This window comes from Candidatus Omnitrophota bacterium (assembly GCA_025453395.1).
GTDB lineage: Bacteria > Omnitrophota > Gorgyraeia > Gygaellales > Profunditerraquicolaceae > JAlOQK01.
In genome coordinates this window covers 271,277-290,116 of the sequence record JALOQK010000002.1, presented here as the reverse complement: position 1 = coordinate 290,116, position 18,840 = coordinate 271,277, and the positions used below count along the sequence as shown (strand labels likewise).

The 18,840-nt window shown below is 41.8% G+C and carries 21 protein-coding genes, 2 tRNA genes and 1 other RNA gene; all 24 read left to right on the top strand.

The window, feature by feature from the left end:
- Positions 1-4: 4 nt before the first annotated feature.
- The 24 genes from MUF05_02760 (at position 5) to MUF05_02645 (ending at position 18,828) form a co-directional block, all read left to right on the top strand.
- A complete protein-coding gene (locus tag MUF05_02760) occupies positions 5-682 on the top strand; it encodes a TonB family protein (protein ID MCU0665995.1) in 678 nt (225 codons plus the stop codon).
- A gap of 89 nt (positions 683-771) precedes the next feature.
- Complete coding sequence (locus MUF05_02755; protein ID MCU0665994.1) at positions 772-1,350, top strand: CvpA family protein; 579 nt, start codon at positions 772-774, stop codon at positions 1,348-1,350.
- Entirely contained in the window at positions 1,347-2,234 is an 888-nt protein-coding gene (locus MUF05_02750) for an NGG1p interacting factor NIF3 (GenBank protein MCU0665993.1), read from the top strand. The genes MUF05_02755 and MUF05_02750 overlap by 4 nt, the downstream gene beginning before the upstream one ends.
- Positions 2,218-3,987, top strand: coding sequence for a DNA primase (dnaG, locus tag MUF05_02745; GenBank protein ID MCU0665992.1), 1,770 nt, complete (start codon positions 2,218-2,220; stop codon positions 3,985-3,987). Before MUF05_02750 ends, dnaG begins: the two co-directional genes overlap by 17 nt.
- Positions 3,988-3,989: 2 nt before the next feature.
- On the top strand, positions 3,990-5,531 hold the full coding sequence (gene rpoD / locus MUF05_02740) for an RNA polymerase sigma factor RpoD (protein ID MCU0665991.1): 1,542 nt from the start codon (positions 3,990-3,992) through the stop codon (positions 5,529-5,531).
- Between the two features lie 139 nt (positions 5,532-5,670).
- Positions 5,671-5,743: transfer RNA gene (locus MUF05_02735), tRNA-Ile, on the top strand.
- 2 nt (positions 5,744-5,745) lie between these two features.
- A tRNA-Val gene (locus MUF05_02730) sits at positions 5,746-5,819 on the top strand.
- Between the two features lie 25 nt (positions 5,820-5,844).
- Complete coding sequence (locus tag MUF05_02725; protein MCU0665990.1) at positions 5,845-6,561, top strand: C4-type zinc ribbon domain-containing protein; 717 nt, start codon at positions 5,845-5,847, stop codon at positions 6,559-6,561.
- Complete coding sequence (locus MUF05_02720) at positions 6,562-6,978, top strand: ribonuclease HI family protein (GenBank protein MCU0665989.1); 417 nt, start codon at positions 6,562-6,564, stop codon at positions 6,976-6,978.
- An RNA gene (rnpB, locus tag MUF05_02715) (RNase P RNA component class A) lies at positions 6,979-7,410 on the top strand.
- Between the two features lie 180 nt (positions 7,411-7,590).
- Complete coding sequence (locus tag MUF05_02710) at positions 7,591-8,346, top strand: YebC/PmpR family DNA-binding transcriptional regulator (protein ID MCU0665988.1); 756 nt, start codon at positions 7,591-7,593, stop codon at positions 8,344-8,346.
- Between the two features lie 6 nt (positions 8,347-8,352).
- Positions 8,353-8,835: a crossover junction endodeoxyribonuclease RuvC gene (gene ruvC, locus MUF05_02705; protein MCU0665987.1), complete on the top strand. Its 483-nt coding sequence runs from the start codon at positions 8,353-8,355 to the stop codon at positions 8,833-8,835.
- Positions 8,832-9,458 carry a helix-hairpin-helix domain-containing protein gene (locus tag MUF05_02700; GenBank protein ID MCU0665986.1) on the top strand — a complete coding sequence of 209 codons (627 nt, stop codon included), beginning with the start codon at positions 8,832-8,834 and terminating at the stop codon, positions 9,456-9,458. Before ruvC ends, MUF05_02700 begins: the two co-directional genes overlap by 4 nt.
- 1 nt (position 9,459) lies before the next feature.
- On the top strand, positions 9,460-10,074 hold the full coding sequence (gene scpB, locus MUF05_02695; GenBank protein MCU0665985.1) for an SMC-Scp complex subunit ScpB: 615 nt from the start codon (positions 9,460-9,462) through the stop codon (positions 10,072-10,074).
- Positions 10,040-11,098: a prephenate dehydratase gene (gene pheA, locus MUF05_02690; protein ID MCU0665984.1), complete on the top strand. Its 1,059-nt coding sequence runs from the start codon at positions 10,040-10,042 to the stop codon at positions 11,096-11,098. The genes scpB and pheA overlap by 35 nt, the downstream gene beginning before the upstream one ends.
- Complete coding sequence (hisC, locus tag MUF05_02685; protein ID MCU0665983.1) at positions 11,056-12,231, top strand: histidinol-phosphate transaminase; 1,176 nt, start codon at positions 11,056-11,058, stop codon at positions 12,229-12,231. Before pheA ends, hisC begins: the two co-directional genes overlap by 43 nt.
- On the top strand, positions 12,228-13,244 hold the full coding sequence (gene aroF / locus MUF05_02680) for a 3-deoxy-7-phosphoheptulonate synthase (GenBank protein MCU0665982.1): 1,017 nt from the start codon (positions 12,228-12,230) through the stop codon (positions 13,242-13,244). Before hisC ends, aroF begins: the two co-directional genes overlap by 4 nt.
- Before the next feature lie 4 nt (positions 13,245-13,248).
- Positions 13,249-14,082: a prephenate dehydrogenase gene (locus tag MUF05_02675; GenBank protein MCU0665981.1), complete on the top strand. Its 834-nt coding sequence runs from the start codon at positions 13,249-13,251 to the stop codon at positions 14,080-14,082.
- Between the two features lie 5 nt (positions 14,083-14,087).
- Positions 14,088-14,756 carry a (d)CMP kinase gene (cmk, locus tag MUF05_02670; GenBank protein ID MCU0665980.1) on the top strand — a complete coding sequence of 223 codons (669 nt, stop codon included), beginning with the start codon at positions 14,088-14,090 and terminating at the stop codon, positions 14,754-14,756.
- Complete coding sequence (lepA, locus tag MUF05_02665) at positions 14,749-16,545, top strand: translation elongation factor 4 (GenBank protein ID MCU0665979.1); 1,797 nt, start codon at positions 14,749-14,751, stop codon at positions 16,543-16,545. Before cmk ends, lepA begins: the two co-directional genes overlap by 8 nt.
- Positions 16,542-17,111 carry a signal peptidase I gene (lepB, locus tag MUF05_02660; GenBank protein MCU0665978.1) on the top strand — a complete coding sequence of 190 codons (570 nt, stop codon included), beginning with the start codon at positions 16,542-16,544 and terminating at the stop codon, positions 17,109-17,111. Before lepA ends, lepB begins: the two co-directional genes overlap by 4 nt.
- A gap of 4 nt (positions 17,112-17,115) precedes the next feature.
- Entirely contained in the window at positions 17,116-17,682 is a 567-nt protein-coding gene (locus MUF05_02655) for a CDP-alcohol phosphatidyltransferase family protein (protein ID MCU0665977.1), read from the top strand.
- Complete coding sequence (plsY, locus tag MUF05_02650; protein MCU0665976.1) at positions 17,654-18,277, top strand: glycerol-3-phosphate 1-O-acyltransferase PlsY; 624 nt, start codon at positions 17,654-17,656, stop codon at positions 18,275-18,277. Before MUF05_02655 ends, plsY begins: the two co-directional genes overlap by 29 nt.
- A gap of 206 nt (positions 18,278-18,483) precedes the next feature.
- Positions 18,484-18,828: a hypothetical protein gene (locus MUF05_02645; protein ID MCU0665975.1), complete on the top strand. Its 345-nt coding sequence runs from the start codon at positions 18,484-18,486 to the stop codon at positions 18,826-18,828.
- Positions 18,829-18,840 lie beyond the last annotated feature (12 nt).

Sequence of the window (18,840 nt, the reverse complement as noted above, 5' to 3'; positions counted from 1 at the left end):
ATAAATGAACTCTCCAAAGGTATTTTTTGCCACATTCATCATATCCGCAGCTGTTCACGGGATAATCTTATTAAATTCGTATCATCTGAATTTATTCTCTAAGGCTGCTGCAGAACAAAAAGTAGAACTGCGTTATCTAAAAAGCCCCGGCATACCTAAAACTCTTCCCAGGGAACAGCTGGATAAACGCGTTGATCCTTATGATGTTAATGCTAAAATACGCATGAACGTTAAATCCGCGCCTGCCTTTAAACAATTTAACAATGGCTCTAAGGCTGGCGATATCCCGCAAGCAGCCGACACTATGATAAAGCCAAACTTTATAAAGCCAGAAATATCCAGTATCAAAATGAAGGTTTCTTTGCCGCCGCTTGATCAGGACAAAATAAAAAACCCCTCTTATATAAACTATTACCAGTTAGTCAGGGAGAAAATACGCCGCGCGGCCTATCACAATTATGTGCGCACAGAAACAGGAGAAGTTTATACTTCTTTTATTGTGGCGAACAATGGGCAAATAAATGATGTGCATGTGATCAGCGAAAAATCATCAGCAAGCGCTTATCTTGGCCAGATTGCTATCAAAAGCGTGCGGGAGGCAGGGCCTTTTCCATCTTTCCCCAAAGAATTGGATTATCCGCAATTATCCTTTAATGTTATTATTTCCTTTGAATTAGAATAGCCCTGGGAAAAAGAAAGCGCTTTCCTTGACACTTAAAGCAGTATGTGCTATACTTTAACATACTTGCTTAATTAAATTTACCTAACCCTATGATATTAAATACTTTAAAGCAATTTAACTGGTTGGATATCGTAATAATTTTAATTTTAGTGCGCATATGTTTTGTGGCGCTAAAGACGGGATTCCCTATAGAAATATTTAAACTCTTGGGAAGTATTTTCGCTATTCTTGTCGCTCTGCATTATTACAGCCGTATTTCGGAATTCATCACCGGCAGATTTTCTATCACGGTTGCGCCTATTGAATTTATGGATTTTCTGATTTTTATATTATTGGTCGCTTCGGCATATTCGTTATTTATTCTTTTAAGGATCTCCATCCTTAATATGGTTAAGATAGAAGCGGTTTCTTTATTGAACAAATGGGGAGGCTTGGCATTAGGGATATTAAGAGCCGTGTTGACCGCCAGTTTATTATGCTATATCCTTGCAATCTGCAGTGTTTCTTATTTCCCCAAAAGCATAAAAAACTCTTATTTTGGCTATAGCCTGTTTAAAGTCTCCCCGGGCATTTATAACGCTATATGGGGCAGTGTAGTTTCCAAGTTCTCATCAACGGACCGTCTTAATCCGCAGGTAAAACAAACGCAAGAAGCAATCAGCCGATGAAATTAGAAGTTTTATTCAAAGAAGCCATTAACTTTGGCATTTTAAACGACCCTCGGCCAAAAGAGAAGGTAAAATCTTTTCCGGACAGCGCTATTTTATACGCAAAAGGCTCTGTTAATGTAAAGAAAATTCTTGTGGGCATTGATATTGAATCCGCGGAGATTATTTTAGCGGACGCGATAAGGAAAAAAAGCGGTCTGGACCTGGTGCTGTCGCATCACCCCGAAGGTTATGCCTTGGCAAATTTGGCTGAAGTAATGTCTGTCCAGGTTGATCTCTTGCGCCAAAAAGGCATAAAAGATAGCGTGGCATTAAAATTCTTGCAGGAAAGGCAGAACGAGGTAGAGCGCAGGCTTTCACCGGCAAATCATACCCGCTGTGTTGATACCGCAAGAATCTTGGATATTCCTTTTATCTGTTTGCACACTGTGGCGGACAATCATGTCTTCAGCTTTTTGGATAAGCTTTTAAATGCCAAAAAAAAGCAAAAGCTTTCTGATATTATGGACATTTTAATGCGCATCCCGGAATACAGGATTGCTTCGGGTAGAAAACTCGGGCCCAGCATTCTTTTGGGAGACCGTAATCGTCCAGCCGGCAAGATAATGATAGAGATGACTGGCGGCACTGAAGGGCCGAAGGATATTTATCCCGAATTATATAAAAAAGGCGTGCGCACTTTAGTCTGCATGCATTTGGGCGAGGATCATTTTAAGAAAGTAAGAGATTTAAACATGAACGTGATTATCGCTGGGCATATTGCTTCGGATGTTTTGGGGCTTAATCTATTGTTGGATAATATCGAAAGAAAGGCCAAAGAGCACTTTGAGATTATTCAATGTTCTGGCTTCTATAGGGTGAAGAGAAATGCCGCGCATCGCTGATCAAATATTAGACGATATTTTAAGCCGCACAGACATAGTGGAGCTTATTTCCGGCTACATCCCTTTAAAAAAGGCGGGGAGGAATTTTAAGGCGAATTGCCCGTTCCACCACGAAAAAACACCTTCTTTTGTAGTTTCGCCTGATAAGCAGATATATCATTGTTTTGGCTGCGGAGAATCCGGCAATGCCTTTAAATTTCTTATGCAGCATGAAAGAATTGATTTTATCGAGGCGGTAGAGGCTTTAGCGCGTAAAGCCGGGGTAGTGCTTCCTGAGCCCAAAGACAACGATAAAACATATAGTATTTCCGGATTGATCTACAAGGCGAATGAATTAGCGGCGCAATTTTATCACGATCATCTTGATTCCCAGGCCTTGGCCCAGGAGGCCAGGAACTATCTTTCTAAAAGAATGGTCAAAAGAGAAACCGCTAAGCTTTTTAAATTGGGTTTTTCTTCCGACAAATGGGACGGGCTTTTAAATTATTTGCGTCAAAAAGACATAAGCATATCCACTATAGAAAAAGCGGGATTGATTATAAAGCGCAGTAACGGCGGGTACTATGACCGTTTCAGGAGCCGCATCATCTTTCCGGTGTTTGACACGCGTTCGCGGATCATTGCTTTTGGTGGCAGGGCGTTTGAGAATACCGAGAAAGAATCTGCTAAATATATCAATTCTCCGGAAACACCCGTATACACCAAAGGAAACCACCTTTACGGGCTTAATTTCACAAAAGACGCTATCTGTGAAACCAATTACGCTATCGTGGTAGAGGGGTACTTGGACCTTATAATCCCATACCAAGAAGGCATTCGCAATATTGTAGCTTCTTTAGGAACGGCTTTTACCGCTAATCAGGCCAGCCTTCTTAAAAGATACACCCAGAATGTGGTCATGGTTTATGACGCGGATAAAGCAGGGCAAATGGCTACTTTGAGGAATTTGGATATCTTTATCGAAGAAGGCATGAACGTGCGGGTAGCCTCTCTGGAGCAAGGATCAGACCCGGATTCCTTTGTGCGCAAATACGGCCCAGGTAAATTTCTGGAAGCTATAAATTCGGCTAAAAATTTATTTGACTATAAATTGAATGCCTTAGAATTGCAATATGGCGAAGATACCCCGGAAGCAAAAACAAAGGTTATAAATGAAATATTCCCGACATTAAAGAAGTTTAAGAACAGCATACTTTGCGCGGAATACCTTAAGAAACTTGCTGAACATTTCAATATCAATGAACAGCATTTATATGAAGAATTCAAGAAAAGTAAAGCTGTCCTTGATGATAGGCAGGCCGCTGTAAGCCATACAGCAAAAACTATGACAGAAGTGCACCCAACAGAGAAAATGCTTCTTAAGCTAATGCTGCAGGAAACCGCTTTGATTGAGAATATATGCAATCATATCGGCCCGGATGATTTCATGGACAAGCGTGTCTCCCGGATCGTAGAAATACTTTTTGAGGCTTTTAAACAGGGCAAGGAAATTCACCCCAACAGGCTTTTTAAGAATTTAGAAGATAAACAGATGCTGGAGTTTGTGTGTTCTTGCGCGCTGGCTGATGAAGCGGGGCCTGATAATAGAAACGAGATCGTGGATGGCTGTATTCAAATGCTAAAAAGCAAACGGAAAATGCAATTGATGCGCCACCTGCAGGAAGAAATGCAGCAGGCGGAGAAAAATAACGACGATAATAAGTTAAATATCCTGAAATTAGAGTATTGCAGGCTTACTAAAAAAGGTAGGTAAAAATGTCTAAGAAAATAAGCGCTAAGAATAAAGATGTTGAGAAGATAATAGCCTTGGGCCGCCAAAAAGGATTCTTAACTTACGATGAGGTAAATAACCTTTTGCCTGAAGATATGTCTTCCTCTGACGCGATCGATGAAGTATTTGAGATATTGGGCAATGAAGATATCCAGCTTGTGGATAATGCTTCCGAAGGGAAACCCAGCGAAAAGCATATCCCGGCGATGAAAGATGAATCCATCCTTTCTGAGCAGCCGGCGATTACCGAAGACAGATTTATCCCTTTGGATGACCCGGTAAAAATGTACCTAAAACAGATGGGCTCGATATCGCTTCTTTCCCGCGAGAATGAAATTGCGTTGGCTAAGAAAATAGAGGAAGCGGAGAATAATTTTAAATTAGCTGTTATGGCTACCCGTTTTGCCCGCAAGGGAATGGTACATATCGCCGACGAGGTAATTGACGGGACGCTTAATCTGGATGAAATAGTCAAAGAGGAAATCAAGACTAACCGCAATCAGGTAATCAATAAGATCAAAAAGCTTTGTTTGGCTATAAGCCAGGCGCGCTGCGAGAAAAAGGCCTCAGATTTTCTTTGGAAGCTTAATTTCACTACCGCGGTATTAGAGAACCTGGTAAAAAAGCTTTTTGCCTTAATTAAAGAGTATGACGCGTTAAAGCCAAAGAACAAGAAAAAAGACGCCTTGCGCAAAAAAGAGATCCTCAGGCGGCTGATCCAGCCTTATGGTAAGGTTAAAGAACAGGTTAAGCTTATTCGCTCAACTCAGCTTAAATTTAACCGCGCAAAAAAGAAATTAGTTGAAGCTAACTTAAGGCTGGTGGTAAGTATTGCCAAAAAATACACCAATCGCGGTTTGTCTTTTCTTGATTTGATCCAAGAGGGCAATATCGGCTTAATGCGCGCGGTTGAGAAATTTGAATACAGAAGAGGATATAAATTCTCCACTTATGCCACCTGGTGGATACGCCAGGCAATTACCCGCTCTATCGCGGATCAGGCGCGCACCATCAGGATCCCGGTGCACATGACCGAAACCATAAACAAGATCATGCGTTTCTCAAGATTGTTTGTGCAGCAGCATGGAAGAGAGCCAACGCCCGAAGAGATAGCCCATAAAATACGCCTGCCCCAGGATAAAATAAAATCTATCCTTAAGATCGCGCAGGAACCAATATCGCTTCAGATGCCTATCGGAGATGAGGGGGATACGCATTTTGGGGATTTTATCCAGGACAAAAAAGCAATTTCTCCGGCAAACGCCACAGTAAGATCCATGCTTAAGGAAGAAATGGGCACGATATTAAGCTCCCTAACCGACCGAGAAAGAAAAATTCTTGTTTTAAGGTTTGGCATAACCGATGGTTGCCCAAGGACCCTTGAAGAAGTAGGCAACGTATTTAAAGTTACCCGCGAAAGGGTGCGGCAAATAGAGGCCAAGGCATTAAAGAAACTGCGCCACCCTACGCGTTCACGCAGGCTTAGAGCATTCTTAGACATGACCATCGAGCACCAAAGAGAGTAGGAAGATCGGTTTTAAGGTTTAAAGGTTACTCCAGGCGGCTGCTTACCAGCCGCCTTTTTCTTGTAAAAATCCCTTTGAAGCTTTTCCTTTGTATGATATAATTATTATTCTCTGTAATTATACTTTTTTGCCTGTTTTAGGGCCCATAGCTCAGTGGTTAGAGCAGGTGACTCATAATCACTTGGCCCGGGGTTCAAATCCCTGTGGGCCCATCGGGCGCATAGCTCAGTTGGTTAGAGCGCTACATTCACATTGTAGAGGTCATAGGTTCAAGTCCTATTGCGCCCATATATATAAAGAAAAGGATGCGGTTATGCCAGCTGATTTAAAAGCGCAAATAGCGGTTCTCTTAAGATTACAGGATATAGACCGGCAGATATACCTTTTGAATAACGAAAAACAAAATCAACCGCTCAAGCTTAAAGCAATTGATGAAGCCTTTGACCTTAAGAAACAAGTTCTTGCGCAATTAGAAAAAGCTTACCTTGACCTACAGAAAGCGAAAAAGGATTTTGAGCTTGAACTAGGTTCAAGAGAAGAGGCTGTTAAAAAGTTGCAGGGCCAGCTTTACAGCTTAAAAACCAATAAAGAGTACAATACTATGCTTGGACAGATACAAGACGCAAAAGCGGATATGTCTTTGATAGAAGACAAAATCCTTTCTTCTATGGATCAGATAGATAAAGCCAAGCAGGATATGGATAAAGAAAAACAGATGCTTGCTCAAGAAGAAAAGGCTGTTAATGAAGAAAAAAAGAAAATAACTGACAGCATCAAGTTAATAGACGAGAAAATCAGCCAATTAGAGGCGCAAAGAAGCCAAGTCATCCCTGAAGTAGATAAAAAGATCTTCGCAGAGTACGAAAGAATACTAAGCAATAGAAACGGCCTTGGCATAGTTGCGGTAAAAAATAATTCCTGCCAGGGATGCAATCTTTTTATGCCTGCCCAGGTGATTAATCTTATCAAGATGTACGACCATATTATTACCTGCGAGAATTGTAACCGCATGCTTTACATAGAAGAATAGATGCGAAAACTTGAAATTTATATAGATGGGGCATCTAAAGGAAATCCCGGGCACGCGGGGATAGGCGTTATCATCCTTGAGGGCGAGCAGGTGATTTGTAATATCGCCAGATACATAGGAGAGGCCACAAATAATATCGCGGAGTATACTGCTCTTATTTACGCCTTAGAAGAGGCTTTAAAACTAAAAGCGGGCCAAGTAGAAGTAAAAACTGACAGCCAGCTTTTGCATCGGCAAGTTATCAAAGAGTATAAAGTAAAAGATAAAAATATCGCTGTTTTGTACGGCCGGGTAACTCGGCTTTTGGAATCTTTCCCGCATTTTAAAATAGAGCATATCCCGCGGGAAGAAAATAAAGGCGCAGACAAACTGGCTACGATTGCCGTAAAAGAAAAATTAAGAGAAACCGCTCTTTGATAGCAGGTAAAATGTGGCTGCCCCCGCGTCTTGTTTTGCTTTTGCTTTTGCAAAAGCAAAACAGCGGGGGGGAGGAAAGTCCGGGCTCCGCAGGGTAAACGTAGTGGGCAACGCCCATCACTCAATTAATTTTGAGTAGGATATCCTTAATTTTAGGATCCCGCCGCTTAAGCTGGTTTTTCCAGTATTGGCGCCGCTTTGCTTCGCAAAGCGAAGCAAAGCGGCGGGGGGTGAAACGAGCAATCTCTACGTGGAGCAAGGCCAAATAGGCCCGGCGTTCCTATCGAAAGATAGGACGGAGAAGTCCCAGTCGATGCCTCTGATTTTGAGGAAGCCGGGCGGGTAGGCTGCTTGATCCTTTGCTGTAAGGCTTTAAGGACTAGAGAAATGGCCACAATTATACAGAACCCGGCTTATTTTACCTGCTATTTTAAAAACTAAAAACGTAAAGCGAAAAGCCTAAAAGTATAGAGTAAAATTCAAAATTTCTAATTTTGCTTATCATTTTGCGCTTTAAGCTTTTTGTTTTCAAAGTTTTAGATTTTACGCTGTAATTTTTAATTTTACACTTTAAATTTTTAATTAACCTAGTATTAAAGGAGGATTAAAATTATGTCCGGCCATTCAAAATGGAAGACGAATAAAGGCAAGAAAAGCTTAGCGGACGCCAAAAAAGGCGCGCTCTACACTAAGATTATCAGGGAACTTACTACCGTGGCCCGTGAAGGCGGAGGCAATCCCGACACCAATCCTAGGCTGCGCGCGGTAATGCTTAAAGCCAAAGAAGGCAATATGCCTTCGGATAATGTCAAGATGGCAATTAAAAGAGGCACCGGCGAGCTTCCCGGCGTTATTTATGAGAACGCTATTTATGAAGCCTATGGGCCGGCAGGAGTAGCCATATTAGTTGAAACCCTTACGGACAATAAAAATCGCACCAGCGCTGAAATAAGAAGTATTATGTCTAAACGAGGCGGAAATTTCGCCGGGGCGGGAGCGGTAAGCTGGATGTTTGCTAAAAAAGGATACTTTCTTATTGAGAAAAGCTCTGCCAAAGAAGAAGAGCTTATGAATTTAGTGCTTGAAGCCGGCGCGGAAGATATGAAAAGCGATGATAAAAATTTTGAAATCACCACCGACCTGCAGAATTTTGAAAAGGTTAAAGCTGCCATTGACCAAAAAGGCATAAAATGCCAGGACGCTGAAGTAACCATGATCCCTTCATCCACCATAAAGCTCGGTGAAAGTGAAGCAAAACAGCTGTTAGCCTTGATAGATGCCCTGGAAGAACACGATGACGTACAGCAGGTTTATGCTAATTTTGATATCCCGGATGAAATCATGGAAAAGATCTCAAACGAACAGTAGGAATTAATGGTGATCTTAGGGATTGACCCGGCGATAAATACCACCGGTTACGGCGTAATTGATTTTGGAAAAAACAGTTTACGCCTTTTGGAGGCGGGGGTAATTACCACTTCCGGGAAAAATGATATCGCTTCAAGGCTGGGTAAGATCTATTCTGAAGTATCAGCCTTGATTAAAGAAACAAATCCTAAGATAATGGTGCTTGAAAAGATCTATTCACATTATCAGTATCCGACTATTTCATATATGCTTGGCCAAGCAAGAGGAGTAATTTGTTTAGCCTGCTCTACCTGCCGTATTACGATGGTTGAATACGCGGCAACAAGAGTAAAAAAAGCTATTGTCGGAAACGGCCTGGCGTCAAAACATCAAGTGCAGCATATGATTGCCAATATACTGGGCATCAAGGACCTGCCCAAATATACTGATGTTACCGATGCCTTAGGCTTAGCGGTTGCGCATTGTTACATATCCAAGAGGGTATTATGATTGCGCGTATAAGCGGAAAATTGATTTCGCATGACCAAACAAGCGCCATTATAGATGCCGGTGGTATTTGCTATGAGGTATTAATCCCTCAAGCAATAATCCAGCGTATAGAGAAGAATATTACCGAAGATAATAAAATAACCTTGATTACTTACCATTACCTGCAGGCCGAGCCGTCAAAAAATACGCCGGTATTAATAGGTTTTTTGAATCAAATAGAGAAAGATTTCTTCTTAAGTTTTATTAGTGTCTCTGGCATCGGGCCAAGAGCGGCGGTTAAAGCTATTGATAAGCCGATTTCCCTTATTGCCAAAGCCATATACGAAGCAGACATGGATTTCTTGCGGTCTCTTCCGGGGATAGGCCAGCAAAAAGCACGAGATATAATAGCAAAGCTGCAGAATAAAATCGGAAAGTTCGGCCTTATGCAAGACGCCTCACAAGGACGGTTGCAGCCCGCGCAATCGGATTTAATTAAAGAAGCGGTTTCTGTTTTAATGCAGCTGGAATATAATAAATCCGAAGCGGAAAATATGGTCAAGAGGGCTTTTGAGAGGGCGAAAGATATAAAGACTACTGAAGAGCTGTTAAACGAAGTTTACAAACAAAAAAAGGCAATCTAAAATGGCAGAGAATAACTTGAAGGCTGTTGTAGAAGCAATGCTTTTTTCAACTGATAAACCGCTTACCATTGAGCAGATAAGAAAAGCCCTGGATAATCTGCCTTCGGCAGATATAAACGCGGTTATTCAAGAATTAAAAACAGATTACCAGGTTTCCAACCGCGGCTTAAGGATCAATGAAGTCGCAGGAGGTTTCCAATTAAGCACTCCCGTTGATTTCGCCCCATTACTAAAGAAACTGCATAAAGGGCGCAAAGTGGAAAAACTGTCGCGCCCGGCCCTGGAAACCCTGGCAATAATCGCCTATAAACAGCCGCTTACCAAGATAGAAATAGAGACATTGCGTAATGTCAATGTGGACGGGGTTATAGATAGCTTGTTGGAAAAAGATCTGGTCCGCGTAGCCGGAAGAAGAAATACGCCTGGATGCCCTTATGTATTCGGCACAACCAAAAAATTCTTAGAATATTTCGGGTTAAACAATCTTGAAGATTTGCCGAAAATCGAAGAATTAAAAATACCGGAAAATATAGAAATAGAGGAAATTGAAACGCAAAACACAAAAACCGAGGTCACGGAAAATGAAAATACAGAAGCTTCGTCAGAAAATAGATAAGTTAGATAAACAGATAGTGGGCGTCTTAAACAAACGCGCTAATCTGGTCTTGGAGATCGCCAGCAGCAAGAAAGACCAGGGCAAAAGCGCGTATGCCCCGGAAAGAGAATACGAAGTCTTAAATAAAATAAAATCTTTCAACAATGGCCCTTTCCCGTCTTCGGCTTTAGAAGCTGTTTACCGCGAGATCATGTCTTACAGCCTTGCGATCGGACGGAAGTTAAAAGTGGCATACTTAGGCCCGCAGGCAAGCTTCACGAATTTGGCCGCGATCAAACGTTTTGGATTACAGGTAGAATATATTCCCTGCGAAAGCATCTTTGATGTTTTTAACAGCGTTGAAAACAATCAGGCGGATTACGGCGTTGTCCCGATAGAAAACTCTATCGAGGGAGCGGTAACCCATACCTTAGATATGTTTATGCAGTCCGATTTGAAAATATGCAGCCAGATATTGCAGCCGATTGCGCATAATTTACTTGCTAAATGCCAGCTCAAACAGATTAAGAAAGTATACTCTATTTTACAAGTTTTCGGGCAATGCCGCAGATGGCTGCAGGATAATCTTCCCCACGCGGAAAGAATTGAAGTTTCCAGCACCACCAAGGCGGCACAAATTGTAAGCAAAGAAAGAAACAGCGCTTGTATCGCATCGCTTTTAGCGGCTAAGGTTTATAAATTAAAAGTCCTCTCTAAAGGCATTGAAGATTCGCCGCACAATATAACTCGTTTTATGGTTATCGGCAATACCCAGGTGCCGCAGATAAAACACAGCCGGACGTCACTTCTTTTTTCCATAAAAGACAGGGTAGGGGCCTTACATGATATGCTGAACACCTTTAAGAAATATAAAATAAACTTAACAAAAATAGAATCCCGGCCGTCTAAAGTCAAGGCATGGGAATATTATTTCTATGTGGACCTGGAGGGGCACTTGCAGGACAAGAATGTTTCAAAAGCTATCGCAGATTTGGACAGTAAATGCAAGTTCTTGAAGATTTTAGGCTCGTATCCGGAATCTTAATTGAAACAATTTCTATAATCGCAGGAGATAAAATGCAGCTGGCAAGAAAAAATGTGCAAAATATTACACCCTATGTTGGCGGAAGGCCCATTGAAGAAATAAAACGCCAATTCCGCCTTAAAGAAGTTATTAAGCTGGCTTCCAATGAAAACCCGTTAGGCGGCTCTCCAAAAGCGGTAAGGGCAATGCAAAAGGCCTTAAAATCGGTCAACCGCTATCCTGACGGACAGGGTTTTTACCTCAAAAAGGGATTGGCTGAATTTCTGAAAGTAGAACCGGAAAATTTAGTTTTGGGCAACGGCTCGGATGAGTTAATTGATATTATCATTAAGACTTTTGTCGAGGATGATGAAAATATCGTTACCTCTGAAGTAACTTTTCTGGAGTATGAAATCATTTCTAAAGTCAACAATAAAAAGGTAATAACTGTTCCTCTTAAATCTTTTAAATACGACCTGGCGGGGTTAAAAAACGCGATTTCAGATAAAACCAAGCTTGTATTTATCGCCAACCCCAATAACCCCACAGGAACATATCTTACAAAAGGCCAAATCCAGGATTTCTTAAAGGGCCTGCCCGAACATGTTATTGTGGTTTTAGATGAAGCCTATGATACATTTATTGATGTTGATGATTACCCCAGCGGCCTTGATTATTTTAAGGATGCCAATGTTATAACCTTGAAGACATTCTCCAAAGGTTACGGTTTGGCGGGCTTGCGCATTGGTTACGCTATAGCAAGAAAAGAATTCACTTCTTTTATGGAAAGGGTCAGGCAGCCGTTTAATACTAATCTTATTGCGCAAGAAGCAGCCCTTGCCGCCTTAGGCGATAAGGCCTTCCTGAAGAAAGCCCGCAGAATAAATGCGGAAGGTAAAAAATACTTTTCTTCAGCCTTAAAGCAATTAGGCATATTTTATGTAGATTCTGTCACGAATTTCATACTTATGGACGTGCAAGAGGATGGCGTAGGCCTATTTAAGAAAATGCTTGAAAAAGGAGTAATTGTCAGGGATATGAAACAATATAACTTAAATAATTTTATACGCGTTACTATCGGGACTGAAAAAGAAAACAAGAGATTCATTTCCGTGCTAAAAGAAATTAAGTTTGATAAGCGGAGGGCAAAATGATCATTGTATTAAAACCCGGCGCTGCAGACGCCGATATAAATCATATAGTCGAAAAGGTAAAAAAGATCGGGCTTACCCCGCATATATCCAAAGGCACAGAGCGCACTATTATTGGGGTTATTGGCCCGGAAGATATATTAAGGGTTACCCCACTTGAGGCTTTCCCCGGAGTAGAAAAAGTTATTCCGGTTTTGGCCCCCTATAAACTTGTATCCCAAGAATTCAAGAAAGAATCTTCAGTTATTGATTTAGGCAAAGGCGTTTTTATAGGAGGCAACAAGATTATTGCTATGGCAGGCCCCTGCGCCATAGAAAATTATGATACCCTTTATGAAATAGCCAAAGAAATCAAACAAATGGGGGTAAAAGTATTAAGAGGCGGAGCTTTTAAGCCTCGCAGTTCTCCATACAGTTTTCAGGGATTAGGAGAAGAGGGGCTGAAATATTTAAACAAGGTTGGCAAAGACCTGGAGATGGTCACATTAAGCGAGGTCATGGATACCCGCGACGTGGAATTAGTTGCCAAATATGTGGATGTCTTGCAGATAGGCGCGCGCAATATGCAAAATTTTAACCTGCTTAAAGAAGTGGGGCTTACCAAGAAACCGGTCCTTCTTAAAAGGGGCTTGTCTTCAACAATAAAAGAACTGCTTATGTCCGCGGAATACATTGTTTCCGGGGGTAATTTCAATGTGATCTTATGCGAAAGGGGCATACGCACCTTTGAAGATGCCACCCGCAATACCCTTGATATAAGCGCTGTTCCGCTTGTGAAGCAATATTCGCATCTCCCAATTATTGTTGACCCCAGCCACGCTGCGGGAAAATGGGGCCTGGTACCGGCTTTAGCCAAGGCCAGTATCGCCTCTGGAGCAGACGGGCTTCTAATTGAAGTGCATTCTCATCCTGAAGAGGCAATGTCAGACGGAGCGCAATCGCTTACTCCGGCCAACTTTGCTAATCTTATCAAGGAACTTAAAAATATCGCAAAAGCTATTGAAAGAGAAATTTAAACTGATGAATAACTTTAAGAATGTTTGCATATTCGGAACAGGATTAATCGGAGGCTCTATTGCCTTGGGGCTAAAAAGAAATAAACTATGCTCTTACATTACCGGGATAAGCTTGCACCAAAGCTCCATTATTAAAGCTAAAAAACTAAAAGTTATTGATCAGGGCTCAACAAATTTAAATATCGCTTCTAACGCGGATTTAATCATCTTGGCTGCCCCCGTTAAAACAATAATCTCTCAAGCTGCTAAAATAGGCAGAATCATAAAGCCTGACTGCATAGTTATTGACGTCGGAAGCACAAAAAAAGAGGTTGTTTGCGCTTTAGATAAAATCTTTCCCGGCAGGTATATCGGCACTCACCCCATCGCGGGGTTAGAGAAAAAAGGCGTTTCTTACGCGAGGCCGGATTTATTCCAAAGCTGTTTATGCGTGTTTACTCCGACTAAAGCCACAAGCAGCAAAGTCAAACAGCAGATTGCCGATTTATGGAAGAAATTAGGGGCGAAAGTCGTCTTCTGGGATGCGCGCAAGCACGATAAGATACTCGGGATTACCAGCCACTTGCCGCATGCAATAGCCTTTTCGCTTATAAGCTGCGTGCCGAGAGAATATTTGCCTTATGCTTCAGGCGGGCTAAAAGATACTACGCGCGTGGCGGCGTCAGCAGAGAACATCTGGGCGGATATATTTTTAAGCAATCCCAAATATCTGCTGGCAGGTATCAAAGAATTTAAAAAGAATGTTGCCAATTTGGAACAGGCTATCCAGAAAAATGGCCGGCAGAAACTTCTAAGGTTATTAAAAGAAGCCCGTTTAAAACGTGAGTCTATTATTTAAAAAATATGATTATTGCCATTGACGGACCGGCGGGAGCAGGAAAAAGCACCATTGCTAAGATATTAGCCCAGAAGCTTGGGTTTTTATATATTGACACCGGCGCCATGTACAGAGCGCTGACCTTAAAGGTCATTGAAAAAGGCCTGCCTGTTGATGATCTAAACGGCATTATCCATTTGGCAAAGCAGACAAAGATAGAATTGCTCCATGACAGCTGTACAGCGGAACTAAAAGTCCTTCTTGATGGAAACGATGTTTCAAAATCCATAAGGGAAACCCGGGTGACCAAGTTTGTATCTGATGTTGCCAAAATCAAAGAAGTCCGCGAAATAATGCTTGGGCTGCAGAGAAAACTGGGCTTAAGTACCAATAGTATCCTTGATGGCAGGGATATCGGAACCGTTGTTTTTCCTGACGCCCAGAAAAAAATATTCTTAGACGCAAATTTCCAAGAACGGACCTTGCGCCGTTATAAAGAGCTAAAAGATTCAGGATATCCGGTTTCTTTGCAGGAAATAGAAAATGACTTGTCTAACCGCGATAAAATAGATTCTACGCGTGAAACTGCCCCGCTTAAAAAAGCCGATGACGCGATACTTGTGGATACTACCAGCCTTTCCATTGACCAAGTTGTAGATAAGATCTTAAACATACTTAATTCGCCCAATGAATAAAGAGCTCATCAGGAATTTTTCTATCATAGCCCATATAGACCATGGCAAGTCTACCCTTGCTGACCGGATACTAGAGATAACCGGAGTAGTGGACCGCTCTCACAAGGGAGACCAGCTTTTAGATGATATGGACCTTGAAAAAGAAAGAGGCATCACCATCAAAGCTTCCATGGTCAGGCTTAATTTCTACTCCAAGAAAAACAAAAAAGAATATGTTTTAAACCTGATTGATACACCCGGGCACGTGGATTTTACCTATGAAGTCTCTAAATCGCTTGCCGCCTGCGAAGGGGCTCTTCTTGTGGTTGACGCGGGGCAGGGTATTGAAGCGCAGACAGTAGCGAATTACTATCTGGCTTTGGAAAACGACCTGCAGATGATCCCGGTAATAAATAAAATTGACCTTTCTTGCGCGGATGTGCCTAGGGTAAAAAAGCAGATTGTTTCTGTACTGGGATTCCGCCAGGAAGATGTTTTATTAGCTTCTGCCAAAGAAGGCACAGGGGTCCAAGAGATATTGGAACGCATCGTAGAAGTAATCCCTCCTCCAAGCGGCAATCCCGATAATCCGCTCAAAGCGCTTGTTTTTGATTGTAGATTCGATATCTATAAAGGAGTGGTAGTTTTTATCAGGATTATGGACGGGAAATTAGATGACAGAACCCCTCTTACCATGATGCATTCGGGCACAAGTTATAAAATAGAGGAACTGGGCACATTTAACTTAAAATACACGCAAACCGACGCCTTATCTTGCGGAGAGGTAGGTTATTTTACCGCTAATATCCGTGATCCGCGTGAAATAATCATAGGCGATACAATCACCGATAGTAAAAACCCGTGCAAGCAAGCGCTGCCCGGATACAAACAGTTGAAACCGCTTGTTTTCTGCGGTATATACCCGGTAAATCCCAGTGATTTTCCTTATTTGCGTGATGCTATGGATAAACTTAAATTATCCGACGCATCATTTGTTTTTGAGCCGGAAAATTCACAGTCGTTTGGCTCAGGTTTTCGTTGCGGGTTTTTAGGCTTATTGCATATGGAAATAGTCCAGGAGAGATTAGAGCGCGAGCATAATCTTAATCTTATTCTTACTGTGCCTAATGTAGTCTACCGCGTAACAACAAATAGCGCAGAAATTATTGAGGTAGACACTCCGGCAAAATTACCTGCCCCGCAGGACATCCAAGACACACAAGAACCCTATGTCAGCCTGCTTATGATCGTTCCGGTAGATAAAATAGAGGACGTGTGCAATTTTACCAAGTCAAGAAGGGGGATTTTCCGCTCTAATGAATACCTCGGAGAAGACAGGGTAAAAATCATATTTGATATCCCGCTTTCTGAAATTATCGTGGATTTTTATGACCGCATAAAATCTTTGACCAGAGGATATGGCTCATTGGATTACGAATTCAAGCAATATACTCCCACCAAATTAGTCAGGCTTGACATTTTAATAAACGGGACTATTTGCGATGCCTTTTCTTCAATTATGTTCAAAGACCGCGCGTATTCCCGGGCCCATGCCTTGGTATCAAAATTAAAAGAACTTATCCCCCGACAGTTATTTGAAGTAGCCATCCAAGCGGCGGTAGGGAATCAAATCCTTGCTTCAGAAAAGGTAAGGCCCGCGGGAAAACACATGACCAGTAAATGCTCAGGAGGGGATATTACTCGTAAGCGTAAACTTTGGGAAAATCAGAAACAGGGCAAAAAAAGGTTGAAGCAATTCGGAAAAATAGAAATTCCCCAAGAGGCATTCCTGGAGGTTTTAAAAATATGAGGCCTAAATCAAGGATAAGGGAATGGACAGAGTCTATTCTGGTTGCTTTAGCGCTTGCCATAGTAGTAAGGATATTGTTTTTTGAGCCGTATAAAATACCTACCGGGTCCATGCAAAAAACGCTAATGGTAGGAGACATAATTCTGGTGAATAAATTTATCTACGGGCCCAGGCTGCCCTTTGTGGGCTGGAGGCTGCCCGGATTTAGAAAGCCCCAAACCGCAGATGTAGTAGTATTTATTTATCCTGAAGACCCGAAAAAGAATTTCATAAAACGCTTGGTTGCCAAAGAAGCAGATACGGTTTTAATAGAAAACGGCACCATATACGTAAACGATAAACCGCTTACAGAGAATGTTTTTAGCCGTAATTTTTATTATAATCACGGCAACTACGCGCGCGAAGGAGAAAAAATAACTGTGCCTAAGGGCTCATATTTTGTTTTAGGGGACAACTCCGCTAATTCCCAAGACAGCAGGTTCTGGGGTTTTGTCCCGCAGGGCAACATTCTCGGTAAGGCCATTCTTATATATTGGCCATTGAACAGGATCAGGGCTATTAAGTAAACAGATGAATTTCGCCAATAAAATATCCATTTTCCGCATCCTTACTGTTCCGTTTTTTATCGCTACCCTTATTTATTATCAACCCCAAAAAGATTACCTGCGTTTTATAGCCTTAGGGATCTTTGTCTTAGGCGCGGTTTCCGATGCCGTGGACGGATATATTGCCAGAAAAGCAAAACAGGTATCCAAGGCCGGCATGGTACTTGATCCATTAGGGGATAAACTGCTTTTAATGAGCTCTTTTATCATGCTTTCCATTATTGATCAATTCCCGGGCAACATTAAGCTTCCTATCTGGGTGAGCCTTGTAGTTATAAGCCGGGACGTGATTATTTTGCTTGGCGCGGTTGTAATCTACATCGTAAAACAAAATATTGACATTAAGCCTACGCGATGGGGAAAATTGACCACTACTTTCCAGATGGCATCTGTAATCGCGGTTCTTCTGCAATTACAGATCGCTTTTATTTTTTGGGGTATTGCGGTATTTTTCACGCTTATTTCCGGTATGGATTATATCAAGAGAGGATTTAATTGGCTTTATGTTATTGATAACCGCAATCATCATTAGCTATCTAGTCGGCTCTATACCCACCGCGTATCTTGCCGGCAGGATTTTGAAAGGCATAGATATCCGCGAATTTGGTTCCGGTAATATTGGAGCAACCAATGCGCTTCGCGTTTTGGGCAAGAAAACCGGGTTTATCGTTCTTTTGGTTGACGTCTTAAAAGGGATCGTCCCGGTAATCTTATTAGGTAATTATGTCTTATCGCAGAATAAGGCCTTAAGCCAAGAGTTTGTGTATATCTGTATAGCCGCAAGTTGCGTTATTGGCCACATCTGGACTATATTCTTAAAATTTAAAGGCGGTAAAGGCGTAGCTACTTCTTTAGGGGTATTAATCGGTATATCCTTAAAGCTACACGCGGTAGCAATCAGCCTAGGCATAATGCTGGTGATATGGCTGGCGGTTTTTATGATTTTCAGAATGGTATCCCTGGCCTCTGTGATAGCGGCTTTGGCCTTTCCTGCCTGCATTTTTATCCTAAAACAACCCTTAAGCTTGTTTATTTTCGCGTTTATTTTAAGTTTTTTAGTGGCCTGGCGCCATCGCGCCAACATCCTTCGGATCATTCAAGGTAAAGAACCCCGCCTTAAGCTTTAGAAATAACCCGCTGTAGTAAAACCCCTGGAAAGCGCTTTCTCAAAAAGCATCATATACCCTTGAAAGTACTAAACTTATGATGTTATACTTTTTGTGTAATATCTCCCCACCAGCCATGGCATTAAAGGGGAAAGTTGCCGGATTACTGATAAAACAGGGGGAATAAATTATCCAGTAGTCCGGCTGTTTCTAAAAAAGGGGCCGAAATGAGGGATCTAGTATTTAAAAACCTGACTTGCGAAGAAAAAAACAGACGCATAATCTGCGCTTCGGAAATCGTGGACAAAGAAGGCATTAGAAGCGTTATCCGCAGGCATTTTATTTGCACGGTGCGCGAAGTGCGCCCGGAGAAAATAGAAAAGCCCCAGCCATACCTATATGTGTTAAAAGAGCATAACGATCAAAAACAGCAAGAAAGGTTTTTCTGCCGCCTTAAAGGCAGCATCTACGCCATAAATAATGGCAAAACTTATTTGATCTGTTTCATGCATTCGCTTAGGATTACTTTTAGCTCTATACCCAGCAACCTGATGCAATATAAAGATGAATAATTGAAGAATTTA

Coding starts and splice junctions, on each gene's coding strand:
- plsY (MCU0665976.1), top strand. CDS start 17,654: ATGTTATTGATAACCGCAATCATCATTAGCTATCTAGTCGGCTCTATA.
- MUF05_02760 (MCU0665995.1), top strand. CDS start 5: ATGAACTCTCCAAAGGTATTTTTTGCCACATTCATCATATCCGCAGCT.
- lepA (MCU0665979.1), top strand. CDS start 14,749: ATGAATAAAGAGCTCATCAGGAATTTTTCTATCATAGCCCATATAGAC.
- MUF05_02645 (MCU0665975.1), top strand. CDS start 18,484: ATGAGGGATCTAGTATTTAAAAACCTGACTTGCGAAGAAAAAAACAGA.
- hisC (MCU0665983.1), top strand. CDS start 11,056: ATGCAAGTTCTTGAAGATTTTAGGCTCGTATCCGGAATCTTAATTGAA.
- rpoD (MCU0665991.1), top strand. CDS start 3,990: ATGTCTAAGAAAATAAGCGCTAAGAATAAAGATGTTGAGAAGATAATA.
- MUF05_02655 (MCU0665977.1), top strand. CDS start 17,116: ATGAATTTCGCCAATAAAATATCCATTTTCCGCATCCTTACTGTTCCG.
- MUF05_02720 (MCU0665989.1), top strand. CDS start 6,562: ATGCGAAAACTTGAAATTTATATAGATGGGGCATCTAAAGGAAATCCC.
- cmk (MCU0665980.1), top strand. CDS start 14,088: ATGATTATTGCCATTGACGGACCGGCGGGAGCAGGAAAAAGCACCATT.
- ruvC (MCU0665987.1), top strand. CDS start 8,353: ATGGTGATCTTAGGGATTGACCCGGCGATAAATACCACCGGTTACGGC.
- pheA (MCU0665984.1), top strand. CDS start 10,040: ATGAAAATACAGAAGCTTCGTCAGAAAATAGATAAGTTAGATAAACAG.
- dnaG (MCU0665992.1), top strand. CDS start 2,218: ATGCCGCGCATCGCTGATCAAATATTAGACGATATTTTAAGCCGCACA.
- MUF05_02755 (MCU0665994.1), top strand. CDS start 772: ATGATATTAAATACTTTAAAGCAATTTAACTGGTTGGATATCGTAATA.
- MUF05_02725 (MCU0665990.1), top strand. CDS start 5,845: ATGCCAGCTGATTTAAAAGCGCAAATAGCGGTTCTCTTAAGATTACAG.
- MUF05_02675 (MCU0665981.1), top strand. CDS start 13,249: ATGAATAACTTTAAGAATGTTTGCATATTCGGAACAGGATTAATCGGA.
- aroF (MCU0665982.1), top strand. CDS start 12,228: ATGATCATTGTATTAAAACCCGGCGCTGCAGACGCCGATATAAATCAT.
- scpB (MCU0665985.1), top strand. CDS start 9,460: ATGGCAGAGAATAACTTGAAGGCTGTTGTAGAAGCAATGCTTTTTTCA.
- MUF05_02750 (MCU0665993.1), top strand. CDS start 1,347: ATGAAATTAGAAGTTTTATTCAAAGAAGCCATTAACTTTGGCATTTTA.
- lepB (MCU0665978.1), top strand. CDS start 16,542: ATGAGGCCTAAATCAAGGATAAGGGAATGGACAGAGTCTATTCTGGTT.
- MUF05_02700 (MCU0665986.1), top strand. CDS start 8,832: ATGATTGCGCGTATAAGCGGAAAATTGATTTCGCATGACCAAACAAGC.
- MUF05_02710 (MCU0665988.1), top strand. CDS start 7,591: ATGTCCGGCCATTCAAAATGGAAGACGAATAAAGGCAAGAAAAGCTTA.